This is a genomic window from Mycolicibacterium canariasense, assembly GCF_002101555.1.
Taxonomy (GTDB): Bacteria; Actinomycetota; Actinomycetes; order Mycobacteriales; family Mycobacteriaceae; genus Mycobacterium; species Mycobacterium canariasense.
The window spans coordinates 14,558-29,454 of record NZ_LQOL01000040.1; the positions used below are offsets into that span (position 1 = coordinate 14,558).

A 14,897-nucleotide genomic window follows, 5' to 3' on the forward strand; every position below is an offset into this window, starting at 1 on the left:
ACGACGGCGGTGCCGTCAAATAGCTAGCGCTTCGCGGACCTGTGCCTCCGAGGCCGATCCGCCGGCGCCCGACGAGGTGACCCGCCCGGATTCCAGGATGTAGTACTGCTGGGCGGATTCCAGCGCGAAGCCGATGTGCTGCTCGACCAGCAGCACGCCGAGGTCACCCCGGTTGGTCAGGGCGGTGATGGCGGCCTCGATCTCGGCGACCACCGACGGCTGGATACCTTCGGTCGGCTCGTCGAGGATCAGGCATTTCGGGCCGGTGATCAGCGCGCGGGCGATGGCCAGTTGCTGGCGCTGCCCGCCGGAGAGCAGCCCGGCCCGCCGGGTCAGCAGCTCCTTGAGCGCGGGGAACAGGTCCAGTTGCTCGTCGATGAGCGCCTTGGCGTTCTTGCGGCCGTCGGCGACGACTTGCAGGTTCTCCGCCGTGGTCAGCTGCCCGAAGGACTGCTGCCCCTGCGGCACGTAGGCCAGCCCCCGCGCCACCCGGGCGCTGGGCCGCAGTTTGGTGATGTCGGCGCCGTCGAACAGCACCTTGCCCGCCGTGCATTTCAGCAAACCCACCGCCGCCCGCAACAGGGTGGTCTTGCCGGCGCCGTTGTGCCCCATGACCGCGGCCACGCCGTCGGACGGGACCTCGAGGCTGACGCCGTGGATCACCTCGGAGCGGCCGTACCCGCTGCGCACATCGACCAGTTGGAGCATCAGACCTCCTCGGAGTTTCCGGCCGCCGCGGTGCCGAGATAGACCTCCTGGACCTTCGGGTTGGCCTGCACCTCGGCCACCGAACCCTCGGCGATCACCTGGCCGCGGGCCAGTACCGTCACCGAGGTCGCGAAGGCCCGCATGAAGTCCATGTCGTGCTCGACGACCACCACGGTGCGTTCACTGCCGATGCGCCGCAACAGGTTTCCGGTTTCTTCCCGCTCCTCGTGGCTCATGCCCGCCACCGGCTCGTCGAGCAGCAGCACGTCGGCGTTCTGCACCAGCAGCATGCCGATCTCCAACCACTGCTTCTGGCCGTGCGCCAGCACCCCGGCGGGCTTGTCGGCCAGCGCCGTCAGACCCGTCGTCTCCAGCGCCTCCTCGATCGAGGGCAGCACGCCCGAACGCCGCCGCAACAACGTCCACGGCGAGCGACCGGCACCGGCCGCGATGTCCAGGTTCTGCAGCACGGTCAGCTGTTCGAAGACGGTGGCGGTCTGGAAGGTACGGCCCACACCCTGGCGCGCGATCTGGTGCACCTTGCGGCCCAGCAGTTCCTTGCCGGACTTGCTGACCGACCCGGTGGCCGCGACCAGCCCGGTGATGGCGTCGATCACCGTCGTCTTACCGGCCCCGTTGGGGCCGATCAGGAATCGCAGATCGCCCTGGAACAAGGTCAGGTCGACATCGCTGACGGCCTTGAAGCCGTCGAAATCGACGGTCAGGCCCCGCACTTCGAGATATTGCGTGCCCATTCCGACGTTGCCGCCGGCCACCGGCTGCGCGGTCCCGGTCTCGGTCATGAGGTGCTACCCACCTTCTCGGGTTCTGGATCCGGGTCCGGCGCGGCCTGGGGATCCGGTTGGGTGCGCCGCCGTTTGAGCAGCACCCCGAGCCCGGCCAGGCCGGCCGGGAAGAACCCGACGACCACGATGAACAGCAGGCCCTGGGCGTAGGTCCAGGCCGACGGGAACTGTTCGGAGAAGGCGGTTTGCGCCCATGCCACGCCGATGGCGCCGAGCACCGGACCCAGCAGGGTGGTGCGGCCGCCGATCGCGACGCCGATCAGGAAGGCGATGGACGGCACGATGCCGACCTGCGCCGGGGTGATGAATCCGATGATCGGCGCGAACAGGGCGCCGGCGATGCTGGCGAACAGCGCGGCCGTCGTGTAGGCCACCACCTTGATGTTGGCCGGGTCATAACCCAGGAACCGCACCCGCTCCTCGCCGTCGCGGACGGCCACCAGCAGCTCGCCGTACCGGCTCTGCATCAGTTGGCGCACCACGGCCACCACCACCAGCAGGACCCCTGCCGCGATGAAATACAGCATCTGCCGGTTGACCGGGTCGGACAACCGGAAGCCGAAGAACGTCCGGAAACCGTTGAGCCCGTTACTGCCGCCCAGCGTCGCCTGCCCGACGAGCAGGATCGCCAGCGCCGCGGCCAAGGCCTGGGACAGGATGGCGAAGTAGGCGCCCTTGACCCGGCGCTTGAACACGCCGAGCCCGAGCAGGGTGGCGACCGCCGTCGGGACGACGACGATGGCCAGGATGGTGAAGGCGGGGGAGGCGAACGGCTGCCAGTAGGCAGGCAGTTTCGGGATACCGGCGATCTGCATGAAGTCCGGTACGGCCTGCTTGCGGATCTCGGCGTCGGCGATCTTGAGGTGCATGCCCATCATGTAGGCGCCGAGTCCGAAGAACACGCCCTGACCGAGCGTCAGCATTCCGCCGCGGCCCCAAGCCAATCCGATACCCGCCGCGACGATGGCATAACAGAGGTACTGGCCCAGCAGGCCCAGCCGGAAACTGGACAGCACCGCAGGCGCGACGCCGAACAGCAGGACCGCGGCCACCGCGAAACCGGCCCAGGTCTGCCAGCGTCCGAGCAGACTTCTCATACGAGACTCCTTGTCCGCACGGTGAACAGGCCCTGTGGCCGCGCCTGCAGGAAGACCACGATGATCACGAACACGATCACCTTCGCCAGCGAGGCCGTGGTGCTGTACTCGATGAAGGAATTGAGCAGACCGAGGCCGAACGCGGCGATCACGGTGCCCTTGATCTGGCCGAGACCACCGACGACGACCACCAGGAACGCGTCGATCAGATAACTCTGACCGGTGGTGGGGCTGGTCGACCCGATCAGCGTGAGCGCCACCCCGGCCACCCCGGCCAGCCCGGAGCCGATGAAGAACGTGGTGATATCTGTTCTGCGCGAAGAGATCCCGCTGGTCTCGGCGAGGTCCCGGTTCTGCACGACGGCCCTGATCCGGCGACCCATCGGGCTGGCCTTGAGCACGACGGCCAGCACCGTCACACACAGCACGGCCAGGACCAGGATGAAGATGCGGGTCTTCGGGACGACGGCGCCGAGGATCTCGACGCCGCCGGACAGCCAGGCCGGCGCGGTGACGTTGACCGCAGGCGCGCCGAAGATGTCGCGGGCCACCTGCTGCAGGATCAGGCCGACGCCGAAGGTGACCAGCAGGGTGTCCAGCGGGCGGTGGTACATCCGCTGGATCAGCGTCATCTCCAACAGCACGCCGAGCAGGCCGCCGACACCGAAGCCGACCACCAGTGAGATGAGCAGAGAGGCACCGGCGTTGGCGATCAGCTGCTGCACCAGGTAGGCGGTGTAGCAGCCGGCCATGATGAACTCGCCGTGCGCCATGTTGATCACGCCCATCTGACCGAAGGTCAGCGACAGGCCCAGTGCGGCCAGCAACAGGATCGAGCCGAGGCTCAATCCCGTTGCCAGCTGTCCGATCAGGACATCCACGTGTCAGTTCCCCGCCGTCAGCCCGACAGGCCGGCGGCCCACGGGTAGGACTTCAGGTAGGGATCCGGGGTGATCGGGCCCTTGGACTCCCAGATCGTGTAGATCAGCCCGTCGGGATGGATCTCGCCGATGCGGGCGGTCTTGGTGATGTGGTGGTTCTCGCCGTCGATGGTGACAAGGCCCTCCGGGGCGTCGAAGGTGACTCCGCCGGCATTGTCCTGGATGGCCTTGGTGTCGAAGGCTTTTGCCTTCTCCGCGGTGTTCTTCCACAGGTACACCGAGACGTAGGCGGCCTCCATCGGATCCGAGGTCGGCTTGTTCGCGCCGTAGGCCTTCTTGTAGGCGGCGACGAACGCCTTGTTCACCGGGTTGTCCACCGTCTGGTAGTAGTTCCAGGCGGTGAGCTGGCCGGCGATGTTCTGTGCACCGATCCCGGTGACCTCTTCCTCGGCGATGGACACCGACACCACCGGCATCTTCTGCGGGGTCAACCCGGCGTTGGTGTACTCCTTGAAGAACGCCACGTTGGAGTCGCCGTTGAGGGTGTTGAACACCGCTCCCGCGTTGGATGCGCGCACCTTGTTGACGATGGTGGAGAAATCGGTGGAGCCCAGCGGGGTGTAGTCCTCACCCTTGATCTCGATCCCGTTGGCGCCGGCGTAGGCCTTGATGATGCGGTTGGCGGTCTGCGGGAAGACGTAGTCACTGCCCACCAGGTAGAGGGACTTCACGCCCTTCTCCTTCAGGTAGTCCAGGGCCGGGACGATCTGCTGGTTGGTGGTGGCGCCGGTGTAGAAGATGTTCTTGCTGGACTCCAGACCCTCGTATTGCACGGGGTAGTAGAGCAGTGAGTCATTGCTCTCGAAAACCGGGAGCATGGCCTTGCGGCTGGAGGACGTCCACCCGCCGAACACCGCGGCGACGCAGTCGTCCTTGATCAGCTTCTCGGCCTTCTGGGCGAAGACCGCCGGATCCGATGCGCCGTCCTCACCGACGATCTGGATCTGTTTACCGAGCACCCCGCCCTTGGCGTTGATCTCGTCGACGGCCAACTTGATGGCGTCGCGCACCGTCACCTCGGAGATCGCCATGGTGCCCGACAGCGAGTTCAGCGAGCCGACCTTGATGGTCGAGCCGGCGGTGTCCACACAGGACGCGGCCGCCGTGGTGCTGTCGCTCTCGCTGGCCTTGCTGCCACATCCGGCCAACACCAGAGCGGCCGCGGCGACCACACTTCCGGCGGCCAGGACCGACCTGTTGGCGCCTCTGGCGAGGGCGGGGCGTCGAAGTCGCATCTATTGCCTTTCCGTCGATTTCGCGTGGTGCGAGGGAATCGGGGAGAAATCGGTCACACGGGGACGTGTGTCGAATCGGCACGTTAGAGCTGGCAAGTTTCTGTGGAATGTCTGAATGTGACGAACAAATTAACCTGTTGGTCGACCGGTATTGGTCCGATGTTCGCCGGCGCCGCCGAGGCGCGGACCCCGCGGGTGTAACGATCGGGTAGCGTCCGGCGATGTGACGGACATGCGAAAAGGTATGAGCAAGGTCGGGGCGACGGTTTCAGCGGTGCTGGTTTCGGGAGCGGCGCTCGCCGGGGTAACCGGCGTGGCCCATGCCGAGCCGGCTGCGGGTCACCAAGTTCGCTACACGCTGACGTCGACGGCCCCCTACGACTTCCAGGTGCTGTATCTGACGGCCCAGCCGGCCGACAAGGCCGCGTACAACGCCGACGCGTACTCGTATGTGAAGCGCGAGACCATCAACGTCGCGCCGGACCGGCCCTTCGTCTTCGAGACCACGCTGGCCGATCCGCAGTGGGCCATTTTGCAGGTCAGCAGCACCACCAAGGGTGGTGTCGGCGCGCCGAACCCGCATTGCGAGGTCGCCGTGGACAACCAGGTCATCGTCGCGCAGGACGCGCCGTACAGCGTGGTGTGCCAGGGCACGCAGTGGTAACCGCGCACTGACCGAGAACTTTGCTCGAACGGCTCCGTCGCGGCACGGACGCGCGTAGCGTCCGAAGCGTCCATAACCATGGGCGAAGGAGCCGGCGATGGCCATCGACGAAGACAAACTCCAGGCGTTTCTGGGCCGGGCGATCGGTGATCTGGGTGCGGCGATGAGTGCCGCGCTCGTCCTCATCGGCGATGAGCTCGGGCTGTACCGGGCACTGACCCAGAGCCGATGTACGGCCGGCGAGTTGGCCGCGGGGACCGGCACCGACGAACGGTATGTGCGGGAGTGGCTGGCCAATCAGGCCGCCGGCGGCTACGTCGAATACGACGCCGCCGACGACCGCTACTACCTGAGCGAGGAACAGGCGCTGTGCCTGGCCGATCCGAACGGCCCGGTGGACCTGCCCGGCGGCTATGCGGTGGTGGAGGACCTCTTCCACGTGAAGGCCCGGGCGGTGCAGAACTTCCGCACCGGCGCGGGCATGGAGTGGGGTGAGCACGACCCGTGCCTGTTCCGCGGCACCGAGCGTTTCTTCCGGGCCGGGTACCAGGCCGGCTTGCTGGACTCCTGGTTGCCCGCCCTGGACGGCGTCGTCGACAAGCTGGGCGCCGGGGCCGCCGTCGCCGACATCGGCTGCGGGCACGGTGTCACCACAATCCTGATGGCGCAGGCCTTTCCGGCGTCGCGGTTCGTCGGCGTCGACTACCACGACGCGTCGATCGCGACGGCGCGCGAGCATGCGACGCAGGCGGGGTTGACCAACGTCTCCTTCGAGGTGGGCGATGCCACGACCTACGACGGTGCGGACTACGACCTGATCGCCTTCTTCGATTGTCTGCACGATATGGCCGATCCGGGCGGAGCGGCCCGGCACGCCCGCCAGGCGCTGAAACCGGACGGGCACTGCCTGCTCGTCGAGCCGTTCGCCGGTGACAACGTCGCCGACAACCTCAACCCGGTCGGCCGGGTGTTCTACGGGGCGTCCTCGATGATCTGCGTACCGGTCTCGCTGGCGCAGCACGGCCCGGCACTCGGCGCGCAGGCAGGGGAGCGCCGGCTCAAGCAGGTGATGGTCACCGACGGCGGCTTCACCCGATTCCGGCGCGCCACCGAAACCCCGTTCAACCTGGTGTTCGAGGCGAGGCCGTAGACGCCGCTTGACAACTCGTATCGAACAGTTGTTCGATATGTCCATGCGGTGGGACAGGCAAAGCGTACGCGTCGATGACGGCGCCCTGCCGGGCCTGCAGCGCCTGGGGTTCGTCCGCAGCGTGCGCATGCCGCAGTTCGAGGGCATGACGTTCCATGAGGTGCTGTGCAAGTCGGCGCTGAACAAGGTGCCCGATGCCTCGATGCTGCCGTTCCGCTACACCGTCAACGGGTACCGCGGGTGCTCACACGCCTGCCGATACTGTTTCGCCAGGCCCACACACGAATACCTGGATTTCGATCCCGGCGCCGACTTCGACTCGCAGGTCGTGGTGAAGACCAATGTCGTCGACGTTCTGGAACGTGAACTGGCACGGCGGTCGTGGACGCGGGAGACGGTGGCCCTGGGTACCAATACCGACCCCTACCAGCGGGCCGAGGGGCGGTACGCGCTGATGCCGGGCATCCTGCGTGCCCTGGCGGCCTCCGGAACACCGTTCTCGATACTGACCAAGGGCACCCTGCTGCGGCGCGACCTGCCGCTGATTTCCGAAGCGGCACAGTCGCTTCCGGTGAGCGTCTCGATATCGTTGGCGATCGGGGACCCCGACCTGCACCGCGAGGTGGAGCCGGGCACCCCGTCCCCGCAGGCGCGGCTCGGGCTGATCAGCGCGATCCGCGAGGCCGGGCTGAACTGTCATGTGATGGTGGCCCCGGTGCTGCCGCGGCTGACCGATTCCACCGAGCATCTGGACGACCTGCTCGGCCGGATCGCGGCGGCCGGCGCCACCGGGGTGACGGTGTTCGGCCTGCACCTGCGGGGCTCCACCCGCGGCTGGTTCATGCAGTGGCTGCAGGCCACGCACCCCGAACTCGTCTTCGAATACCGGCGGTTGTACCGGCGCGGCGCCTACCTGCCGGCCGACTACCGCAACGAACTCCGTACCCGGGTGGCACCGTTGGTGTCCCGGTACGGCTTGACTGGGCGCGCAACGCCGCCCATGGCGGGCGCCGGTGCCGTTTCCTCCGAAGTCGCGGCACCGGCGCACCCCACCCTGTTCTGAGACGGGTTGCTAGCGGCCGACGTCCCAGGCGTGGTGCACGATATCGTGCAGGTGATAGACGGCGATCGTCGAGACGGTGAATTCGCTTCCGTTGCTGCGTAATCCGCGCCGGGACCAGGCGTCCTCGGGCACGGACCGGTAGGTGTCGGCCACCGCGGTGGCCGCCTGGAACAACTCCCGTGCCACCGTCGCGGGATCCTGCGACGGGTAGTCGTCGGCCAGTGCTGTCGCGTCCTGATCCCAGTTCGGGAACCGCGGTTGGTCCTGCGACAGCATCAACCGCACCCGATGGTCGAAGATGCGGTGCACATCGCGGACGTGGCAGCCGTACTCCAGGATCGACCACACGCCGGGCGCCGGGCGTTGCCTGACCCCGGCCCGGGTGAGCCGGTCGACCCACTCGGTGGCGTCGGTGGCGATCAGGTCGGCGACCTCGGCGTGTCCCGTACCTGCCGCGTCGAAACCACACTCCGGGCACGGCCGGGAGAGCACCCAGGTCCAGTCCTTGGCGTCCGGCACGATCGGGTCGGTGCTCATCCCAGATCCCGGGCGGCGAAGGTGTCGCACTTCTTCGGATCGCCGGTCTGATAACCGGTGGTGAACCACTTCTGCCGTTCGGCCGACGAACCGTGCGTCCACTGCTCGGGGTTGATCCGGCCGGTGGCGGCTTTCTGGATGCGGTCATCGCCCACCGACGAGGCCGCCGACAACGCGTCGGCAATATCCTTGTCGCTCAACGGCTCCAAGAACGGAACGCCGGTGCTCTCCTGCTTGGTGACCGACGCGTAGTGCGCCCACACGCCGGCGTAGCAGTCGGCCTGCAACTCGGTGCGCACCCCGTTGCCCTCGGCGCCGCCGGGGCCCTGCTGGGCCCGGCCCAACACGCCGAGCAGGTTCTGCACGTGGTGGCCGAACTCGTGAGCCACCACATACTCCTGAGCCAGGGGCCCGCCGCTGGAACCGAACTGGTCGACCAGTACCTGGAAGAAGTCGGTGTCGAAGTAGGCGGTCTGGTCCACCGGACAGTAGAACGGGCCGACGTCGGTGGTGGCCGGACCGCAGCCGGTGTTCACCTGCCCGGTGAACAACCGCACCTGCGGCCGGGTGTAGCCCTTGAGCAGGTGGCTCCACACCCCGTCCACCGAGTTTCCGGTGGCGATGATGCGGCAGCCCAGGATGTCGTTGGCGTCGCGGCCGGTCTTGCACTGGGACACGTCGAATCCCGGGGTGACCGACTCCTGGTTCTGTGCGACCTCGTTCTGCCCGAGCACGGCGTTGGGGTCGACGCCGAGGAACATCGCCACCACCACGATCAGCAGCCCGCCCAGGCCACCGCCGATGGCGATACCGCGGCCAGGCCCGCGCCCACCGCCGCTGCTGGAGGTGGTACTCGTATCGATCTGCATGCCTTCGTTGAAGGTCATCGCCCCCACCACCCCCATCTGCATGTCGGCACCCGGCTGGGCTCAGCTTTCCACACTACGATTGCGGTGTGTCCATCGTCGCCGAACTTCCGACGATCGTGACGACCTCGCACGGCCGGCTGCGCGGCGACACCGAGAGTGGTGTCGGGGTGTGGCGCGGGGTCGCCTACGCCGAACAGCCGTTGGGCGACCTGCGCTTCCGGGGACCCCAGCCGCTACGACCGTGGTCCGGCGTGCGTGATGCGCTGGAGCACGGGCCGCTACCGCCGCAGGGGCGGTCCTTCGTCGGCGGCGGTCGCGACGACCCGAAGATGCGGGACGAGGCCTGTCTCACGGTCACCGTATGGTCGCCCGACGTGTCCGGCTCGTTGCCGGTCATGGTGTGGATTCCCGGCGGTGCGTTCGTCTACGGAGCCGGACAGTTGCAGCTGTACAACGGATCCCGGCTGGCCCGCAACGGCGACGTGGTCGTGGTGAACGTCACCTACCGGCTCGGCGTGTTCGGCGGCTTCGAGCTCGGTGAGCTGGGCGAGGGGTTCGACGACAACCTGTGCCTGCGGGACCAGATCGCGGCATTGCAGTGGGTGCGCGACAATATCGCCGCGTTCGGCGGGGACCCGCAGCGGGTCACCGTCTTCGGTGAATCCGCTGGGGCCACATCGGTATTGGCGCTGCTGGCCAGCCCGGCCGCCGACGGGCTGTTCACCCGCGCCATCGCGCAGAGTCCCGCGCTGCCACTGATCGCCGACCGGCAGACCAGGGCCCGGCAAGCGCATGCGTTCCTCGGTGAACTCGGCGCCGACCCGCGCCACCTCAAACAGTTGCCGCAGCGGAGGTTGCGCCGGGCCGCGGGCATGATCCAGGCCGCCAGTGCCGCCGACACCCCAACGCTGGCATACGGACTCACGCACGGTGTGGACCTGCTGCCGCAGCATCCCATCGAGGCGGCCAGGGCCGGCGCGGTCCACCGGATACCGCTGATCATCGGAACCAACAGTCACGAGGCCTCGATGTTCGCCTGGGGCAAGCCGCCGATGCTGCCCACCACGCCGGCAGGTGTCGACGGTTTCTTCGCGCGCCGGGCACCGCACGCCCGGGACCGGGTGCTGGCCGCCTACCCGTCCTACCCGCGCCGGCGGGCGCTGGTCGATTTCGGCTCCGATGCCATGTTCGGCGCGCCCACCTGGGCGTTCGCCGACGCCTACAGCGGCTGGGCGCCCACCCACATGTATCGCTTCGACCACACCACCTGGACGCTGCGTGCACTCGGTCTGGGCGCCACCCACGGCAGTGAAATCGTGCACATCCAACACAGCTACGGCTCGTATCTGGGCCGCAAGCTGCATCCGCTGGGCCGGCGGGTGCAGCCGGGCGTGGGCAGGCGCATGCAGCGCACCTGGCTCGAATTCGCCAAGGGTGGGTTGCAGGAGTGGCCCTACTACGACGCGCGGCGCCGGGCCACCCGGCTGATCGGCAGCGCCCGCGATATGACCGTCTGCGACCCGGACGAGCGCCGGCGCGGGGCCTGGGCCGGTCTGTACTAGCGCGCCTCAGACGTCGAAGCGCCGGTCGGTGTACCGGCGCAGATTGTGCAGGAAGCGCTGGAACATCCAGGCCATCACCGGCCGGAACACCGTCATGCCGAGCCGGGCGGCGGTGCCGTTCGGTTTCATCGCCATCACCCAGGTGAGATTGCAGCCATCCCCGGTGGGCACCACCCAATAATCCTCGGCGAACGCCGCGATGCTGTTGGTGGAGGCCTGGTTGAACCGGAAAGCCATGTGACTGTACGGTTCCCAGGACAGGAACTCCTCGTCCCCGACGATGTGGCCGCGCATGTGCACGGTGCGGGTGGTGCCCACCCCGTAGGGTTGCGGACTGGTCCAGGTGACCTTGGTGATCACCGACGCCCACTGCGGCCAGGACTCGGCGTCGGCCAGCACCTCGAAGACCTGCTCCGGGGTGATGGCCAAGTCGACGGTGCTGACGAATCGGAACGGTGCCTCGGAGATGAAGTCCAGATCAACGGGTTCGCACGGATACATTCTGGGCACCCGTCGACCCTATCCGGGGTGGTCCGGGGAATGCCCACCGTGTAGCGGTGTCGGGACGGACCGATCGCACTCTCTAGACTGGCTCAGTCGTTCCACCCGTCTTCATGAGGAGTTTTTGTGCTGCGCAGCCACGCCGCCGGTTCGTTGCGGTCCACCGACGCCGGTCAGACGGTGACCCTGGCGGGTTGGGTGGCGCGCCGGCGCGACCACGGCGGCGTCATCTTCATCGACCTGCGCGACGCTTCCGGCGTCTCGCAGGTGGTGTTCCGGGATGCGGCCGTGCTGGAGCAGGCGCACCGGCTGCGTGCGGAATTCTGCGTCGCCGTCACCGGCGTCGTCGAGATCCGGCCGGAGGGCAACGCCAACTCCGAGATCGCCACCGGTGACATCGAGGTCAACGCCACCACGCTGACGGTGCTGGGGGAGAGCGCCCCGCTGCCGTTCCAGCTCGACGAGACCGCCGGTGAAGAAGCCCGGTTGAAATACCGCTACCTGGATCTGCGCCGCGAGGGCCCCGGTAACGCAATCCGGCTGCGCTCCAAGATCAATGCCGCGGCGCGCGGGGTGCTGGCCGAGCACGATTTCGTCGAGATCGAGACGCCGACGCTGACCCGGTCCACCCCGGAGGGCGCCCGTGACTTCCTGGTCCCGGCCCGGCTGCAGCCCGGTTCGTTCTACGCGCTGCCGCAGAGCCCGCAGCTGTTCAAGCAGCTGCTGATGGTCGCCGGGATGGAGCGGTACTACCAGATCGCCCGGTGCTACCGGGACGAGGATTTCCGGGCTGATCGCCAGCCCGAGTTCACCCAGCTGGACATGGAGCTCAGCTTCGTGGAGGCCGACGACGTCATCGCGATCTCCGAGCAGGTGCTCAAGGCGGTCTGGGCGCTGGTCGGCCACGACCTGCCGTTGCCGCTGCCGCGCATCAGCTACGACGAGGCGATGCGCCGGTTCGGATCCGACAAACCCGATCTGCGCTTCGGCGTCGAGTTGGTCGAGTGCACGGGCTACTTCTCCGACACCCCGTTCCGGGTGTTCCAGGCACCGTACGTCGGTGCTGTGGTGATGCCGGGCGGCGCGTCGCAGCCGCGCCGCACGCTGGACGGCTGGCAGGAGTTCGCCAAGCAGCGCGGCCACAAGGGCCTGGCCTATGTGCTGGTCGGCGAGGACGGCACGCTGAGCGGTCCGGTCGCCAAGAACCTCACCGACGCCGAGCGCGACGGGCTGGCCGCGCACGTCGGCGCGCAGCCGGGTGACTGTGTCTTCTTCGCCGCGGGCACCCCCAAGGCGGGACGGGCCCTGCTCGGTGCCACCCGGATCGAGATCGCCAAACGGTTGAACCTGATCGACCCGGCGGCGTGGGCGTTCACCTGGGTGGTGGACTGGCCGCTGTTCGAACCGGCCGACGATGCGACCGCCTCGGGTGACGTGGCGGTCGGCTCGGGGGCCTGGACGGCGGTGCACCACGCGTTCACCGCGCCGCAGCCGCAGTCGGTGGACACCTTCGACACCGATCCTGCAACCGCGTTGGCCGACGCCTACGACATCGTGTGCAACGGCAACGAGATCGGCGGCGGGTCGATCCGTATCCACCGCCGCGATGTCCAGGAACGGGTGTTCGCGATGATGGGCATCGACCACGCCGAGGCTCAGGACAAGTTCGGATTCTTGTTGGACGCCTTCACTTTCGGCGCCCCGCCGCACGGTGGTATCGCCTTCGGCTGGGACCGCATCACCGCGCTGTTGGCTGGGGTGGACTCCATCCGCGAGGTCATCGCGTTCCCCAAGTCCGGTGGCGGCGTGGACCCGCTGACCGACGCGCCCGCGCCGATCACCGCGGCCCAGCGCAAGGAGTCGGGAATAGATGCCAAGCCCAAGGTCGCTGACAGCAAGCATGACTGATATCGACAAGGACAAGCTGCTCGCCGACACCGCGGCCCTCGACGAATTCAACCGCAATGTGGTCGAGGAATTCCGGGCCAACGGCGGCAAGGTCGCGGCCTTCGAGGGCGGCACGCTGTTGTTGCTGCACACCACGGGGGCGAAATCCGGTCAGCCGCGGCTCTCGCCGCTGGCGTCGTTGGAGGTCGACGGCAAGATCCTGATCGTCGGCTCGTACGCCGGTGCGCCCAAGGACCCGGCGTGGGTGCACAACCTGCGTGCCCACCCGCAGGCCCGCATCGAGATCGGCACCGACGCGTACGACGTCACCGCGCGCGAGCTGTCGGCCGACGAGCGGGCCGCCGCCTATCCCAAGATCGTCGAACTGGCCCCGGTGTTCGCGGAGTACCAGACCAAGACCGATCGCGCCATCCCACTGTTCGAGCTGCAGCGCGATTGATCACTTACTCTGGCAAAAACAAGCCAGGGGGCGAATCGTGCCAGATCGTGCCGTTACCGGCCCAAAGCGTACGCACAGCGACAACACCATCGCCTACATCGACCAAGCGTCCTACACGGCGCTGCGGGCACTGGGCCGCGGGCCGGTCATCCAATTCACCTGGATCTACGACCGAGGCGTCGACCTGGACGGCCTGCGCCGGCTGAGCCGCAACCTGGGCCGCACCATGCTGGGCCGCCGCCTGGAACGTTCACCGCTGCCGTTCGGCAGGCACCGCTGGGTGGCCGGCCCCGGTCCGGCGGACATCGAGGTGATGGCCGCCGCGTGCCCCCGCGACGAAGTGTGGCAGTGGGTGACCGCGCGGTCGGCGGTGCCGGTCGACCCCGAGCGTGGCCCGGTGTGGCACCTGGCGGTGCAGCCCCTGGTGGGAGGCGGCGACGCGGTGTCACTCGTGGTGTCGCACACCGTCTCCGACGCGGGCGGCATCATCGGGTCGATCGCCGACGCGGTGGACGGCAGCGGGCACGCTCTGGTGTACCCGCCGCCGCGGGCACGCAGCCTGGCCACCGCGTTGCGCCAGGACCTCGGTGCGACAGCGCGGACCCTGCGGCACGTACCGTCGGCCGTGCTCGGTGCCGCACGCATCGCCCGCGAGCAGAAGGACGAGTCGGCCGACTCCGCGAAGACGGTGTCGCCAGTGCGGGCCGCCGACGAGATCGCCTCGGTGCCGACGTTGGCGGTCCGGGTGGATCTCACCGAGTTCGACCGGGTGGCGTCGGCGCTCGGCGGCACCCGCAATGTGCTGTTCGCGGCGGTGGTCGCACGGCTGGGACACCGGATGGGACGCGTCGATGCCGGCGGCCGGGCGATGTTGTCGTTCCCGGTCAGTGAGCGGGCGGCGGGGGAGACCACCGGCAACGCGCTCAACACGATCACCGTGCTGGTCGACCCGGAGGCGGTGCTCGGCGACCTCGGCGGGTTGCGCCGCGACCTGAAACAGGCCCTGGTCGACATGGCCGACACCCGAGACGCGACGCTGGCGCCACTGCCGTTGACACCGTTCGTCCCGCGGATCTTGGTGCGCCGACTGGAGAAGGTGGTGCTCAAGGTGGGGCAACCCATCGGATGCTCGAACATCGGTGAGTTGCCGCCCGCGGTCAACCGGCCCGACGGCACCGACGCGGATTACTTCGACGCCCGGATGGCCGAACCGGGTGTCACCGCTGCCGAATTCGCCGGTCGCGGCGGTCACCTGTGGCTGGCCGTGGCCTTCCTGCGCGACCGGATGTCGCTCAGTGTCGCGTCGTGGCGGGTGACCGGGCCCAATTCGGCCGCGGCACTGGCGGACGCGGTCACCGCGGCGTTCGCGGATTTCGGGTTGTCCGCGTCCGTCGAGTACTGACCGCACCCGCGGTCA

15 protein-coding genes are annotated in these 14,897 nt (G+C 68.1%); 7 read left to right on the forward strand and 8 right to left on the reverse strand.

Features of this window, described 5'->3' with window-relative positions; translation table 11 throughout:
• Positions 1-15 precede the first annotated feature (15 nt).
• The 5 genes from urtE to urtA are packed head-to-tail and all read right to left on the reverse strand — an operon-like array spanning position 16 to position 4,787.
• The gene (gene urtE / locus AWB94_RS08825) at positions 16-708 is read right to left on the reverse strand and encodes an urea ABC transporter ATP-binding subunit UrtE (RefSeq protein ID WP_062659284.1); all 693 of its coding nucleotides are present in this window, start codon (positions 706-708) and stop codon (positions 16-18) included.
• Positions 708-1,511: an urea ABC transporter ATP-binding protein UrtD gene (gene urtD, locus AWB94_RS08830; protein WP_062659283.1), complete on the reverse strand. Its 804-nt coding sequence runs from the start codon at positions 1,509-1,511 to the stop codon at positions 708-710. Before urtD ends, urtE begins: the two co-directional genes overlap by 1 nt.
• Positions 1,508-2,611 (reverse strand): urea ABC transporter permease subunit UrtC, encoded by a 1,104-nt coding sequence (urtC, locus tag AWB94_RS08835; RefSeq protein ID WP_062659282.1) that lies wholly within the window; start codon positions 2,609-2,611, stop codon positions 1,508-1,510. The genes urtD and urtC overlap by 4 nt, the downstream gene beginning before the upstream one ends.
• Positions 2,608-3,492, reverse strand: coding sequence for an urea ABC transporter permease subunit UrtB (gene urtB, locus AWB94_RS08840; protein ID WP_062659281.1), 885 nt, complete (start codon positions 3,490-3,492; stop codon positions 2,608-2,610). The genes urtC and urtB overlap by 4 nt, the downstream gene beginning before the upstream one ends.
• Before the next feature lie 17 nt (positions 3,493-3,509).
• On the reverse strand, positions 3,510-4,787 hold the full coding sequence (gene urtA, locus AWB94_RS08845) for an urea ABC transporter substrate-binding protein (protein ID WP_062659280.1): 1,278 nt from the start codon (positions 4,785-4,787) through the stop codon (positions 3,510-3,512).
• Positions 4,788-5,019: 232 nt separating this feature from the next.
• On the opposite strand from urtA, the gene AWB94_RS08850 reads away from it, so the two are divergent.
• The 3 genes from AWB94_RS08850 (at position 5,020) to AWB94_RS08860 (ending at position 7,664) form a co-directional block, all read left to right on the forward strand.
• Positions 5,020-5,451, forward strand: coding sequence for an Rv2576c family protein (locus AWB94_RS08850; RefSeq protein ID WP_276055072.1), 432 nt, complete (start codon positions 5,020-5,022; stop codon positions 5,449-5,451).
• Positions 5,452-5,548: 97 nt separating this feature from the next.
• The gene (locus AWB94_RS08855; RefSeq protein WP_062659278.1) at positions 5,549-6,601 is read left to right on the forward strand and encodes a class I SAM-dependent methyltransferase; all 1,053 of its coding nucleotides are present in this window, start codon (positions 5,549-5,551) and stop codon (positions 6,599-6,601) included.
• A 43-nt stretch (positions 6,602-6,644) separates the two neighbouring features.
• Complete coding sequence (locus AWB94_RS08860; protein WP_062659364.1) at positions 6,645-7,664, forward strand: Rv2578c family radical SAM protein; 1,020 nt, start codon at positions 6,645-6,647, stop codon at positions 7,662-7,664.
• A gap of 9 nt (positions 7,665-7,673) precedes the next feature.
• Here the strand turns inward: AWB94_RS08860 and AWB94_RS08865 are convergent, their stop codons facing one another.
• Together AWB94_RS08865 and ypfJ are read right to left on the reverse strand one after the other, a co-directional pair.
• Positions 7,674-8,201: a DinB family protein gene (locus AWB94_RS08865; RefSeq protein ID WP_062659277.1), complete on the reverse strand. Its 528-nt coding sequence runs from the start codon at positions 8,199-8,201 to the stop codon at positions 7,674-7,676.
• Positions 8,198-9,088, reverse strand: coding sequence for a KPN_02809 family neutral zinc metallopeptidase (gene ypfJ / locus AWB94_RS08870; protein WP_062659363.1), 891 nt, complete (start codon positions 9,086-9,088; stop codon positions 8,198-8,200). Before ypfJ ends, AWB94_RS08865 begins: the two co-directional genes overlap by 4 nt.
• A 68-nt stretch (positions 9,089-9,156) precedes the next feature.
• On the opposite strand from ypfJ, the gene AWB94_RS08875 reads away from it, so the two are divergent.
• Entirely contained in the window at positions 9,157-10,632 is a 1,476-nt protein-coding gene (locus AWB94_RS08875; protein ID WP_062659276.1) for a carboxylesterase/lipase family protein, read from the forward strand.
• Positions 10,633-10,638: 6 nt separating this feature from the next.
• On the opposite strand, the gene AWB94_RS08880 is transcribed toward AWB94_RS08875, so the two are convergent.
• Complete coding sequence (locus tag AWB94_RS08880; protein WP_062659275.1) at positions 10,639-11,133, reverse strand: SRPBCC family protein; 495 nt, start codon at positions 11,131-11,133, stop codon at positions 10,639-10,641.
• Positions 11,134-11,259: 126 nt separating this feature from the next.
• Between AWB94_RS08880 and aspS the strand changes: the two genes are divergently transcribed.
• From aspS to AWB94_RS08900, 3 genes are read left to right on the forward strand one after another with little or no spacing between them, the layout of a single operon-like run.
• Positions 11,260-13,041: an aspartate--tRNA ligase gene (gene aspS, locus AWB94_RS08885; RefSeq protein WP_062659274.1), complete on the forward strand. Its 1,782-nt coding sequence runs from the start codon at positions 11,260-11,262 to the stop codon at positions 13,039-13,041.
• Entirely contained in the window at positions 13,034-13,480 is a 447-nt protein-coding gene (locus AWB94_RS08890; RefSeq protein ID WP_062659273.1) for a nitroreductase family deazaflavin-dependent oxidoreductase, read from the forward strand. The genes aspS and AWB94_RS08890 overlap by 8 nt, the downstream gene beginning before the upstream one ends.
• A 37-nt stretch (positions 13,481-13,517) precedes the next feature.
• A complete protein-coding gene (locus AWB94_RS08900) occupies positions 13,518-14,882 on the forward strand; it encodes a hypothetical protein (protein ID WP_062659272.1) in 1,365 nt (454 codons plus the stop codon).
• Positions 14,883-14,897 lie beyond the last annotated feature (15 nt).

Excerpts from the sequence above, each read along its gene's own strand:
- urtE (WP_062659284.1), bottom strand. The coding sequence starts at position 708 with ATGCTCCAACTGGTCGATGTGCGCAGCGGGTACGGCCGCTCCGAGGTG.
- urtD (WP_062659283.1), bottom strand. The coding sequence starts at position 1,511 with ATGACCGAGACCGGGACCGCGCAGCCGGTGGCCGGCGGCAACGTCGGA.
- urtC (WP_062659282.1), bottom strand. The coding sequence starts at position 2,611 with ATGAGAAGTCTGCTCGGACGCTGGCAGACCTGGGCCGGTTTCGCGGTG.
- urtA (WP_062659280.1), bottom strand. The coding sequence starts at position 4,787 with ATGCGACTTCGACGCCCCGCCCTCGCCAGAGGCGCCAACAGGTCGGTC.
- AWB94_RS08850 (WP_276055072.1), top strand. The coding sequence starts at position 5,020 with ATGCGAAAAGGTATGAGCAAGGTCGGGGCGACGGTTTCAGCGGTGCTG.
- AWB94_RS08855 (WP_062659278.1), top strand. The coding sequence starts at position 5,549 with ATGGCCATCGACGAAGACAAACTCCAGGCGTTTCTGGGCCGGGCGATC.
- AWB94_RS08860 (WP_062659364.1), top strand. The coding sequence starts at position 6,645 with ATGCGGTGGGACAGGCAAAGCGTACGCGTCGATGACGGCGCCCTGCCG.
- AWB94_RS08865 (WP_062659277.1), bottom strand. The coding sequence starts at position 8,201 with ATGAGCACCGACCCGATCGTGCCGGACGCCAAGGACTGGACCTGGGTG.
- ypfJ (WP_062659363.1), bottom strand. The coding sequence starts at position 9,088 with ATGACCTTCAACGAAGGCATGCAGATCGATACGAGTACCACCTCCAGC.
- AWB94_RS08880 (WP_062659275.1), bottom strand. The coding sequence starts at position 11,133 with ATGTATCCGTGCGAACCCGTTGATCTGGACTTCATCTCCGAGGCACCG.
- AWB94_RS08890 (WP_062659273.1), top strand. The coding sequence starts at position 13,034 with ATGACTGATATCGACAAGGACAAGCTGCTCGCCGACACCGCGGCCCTC.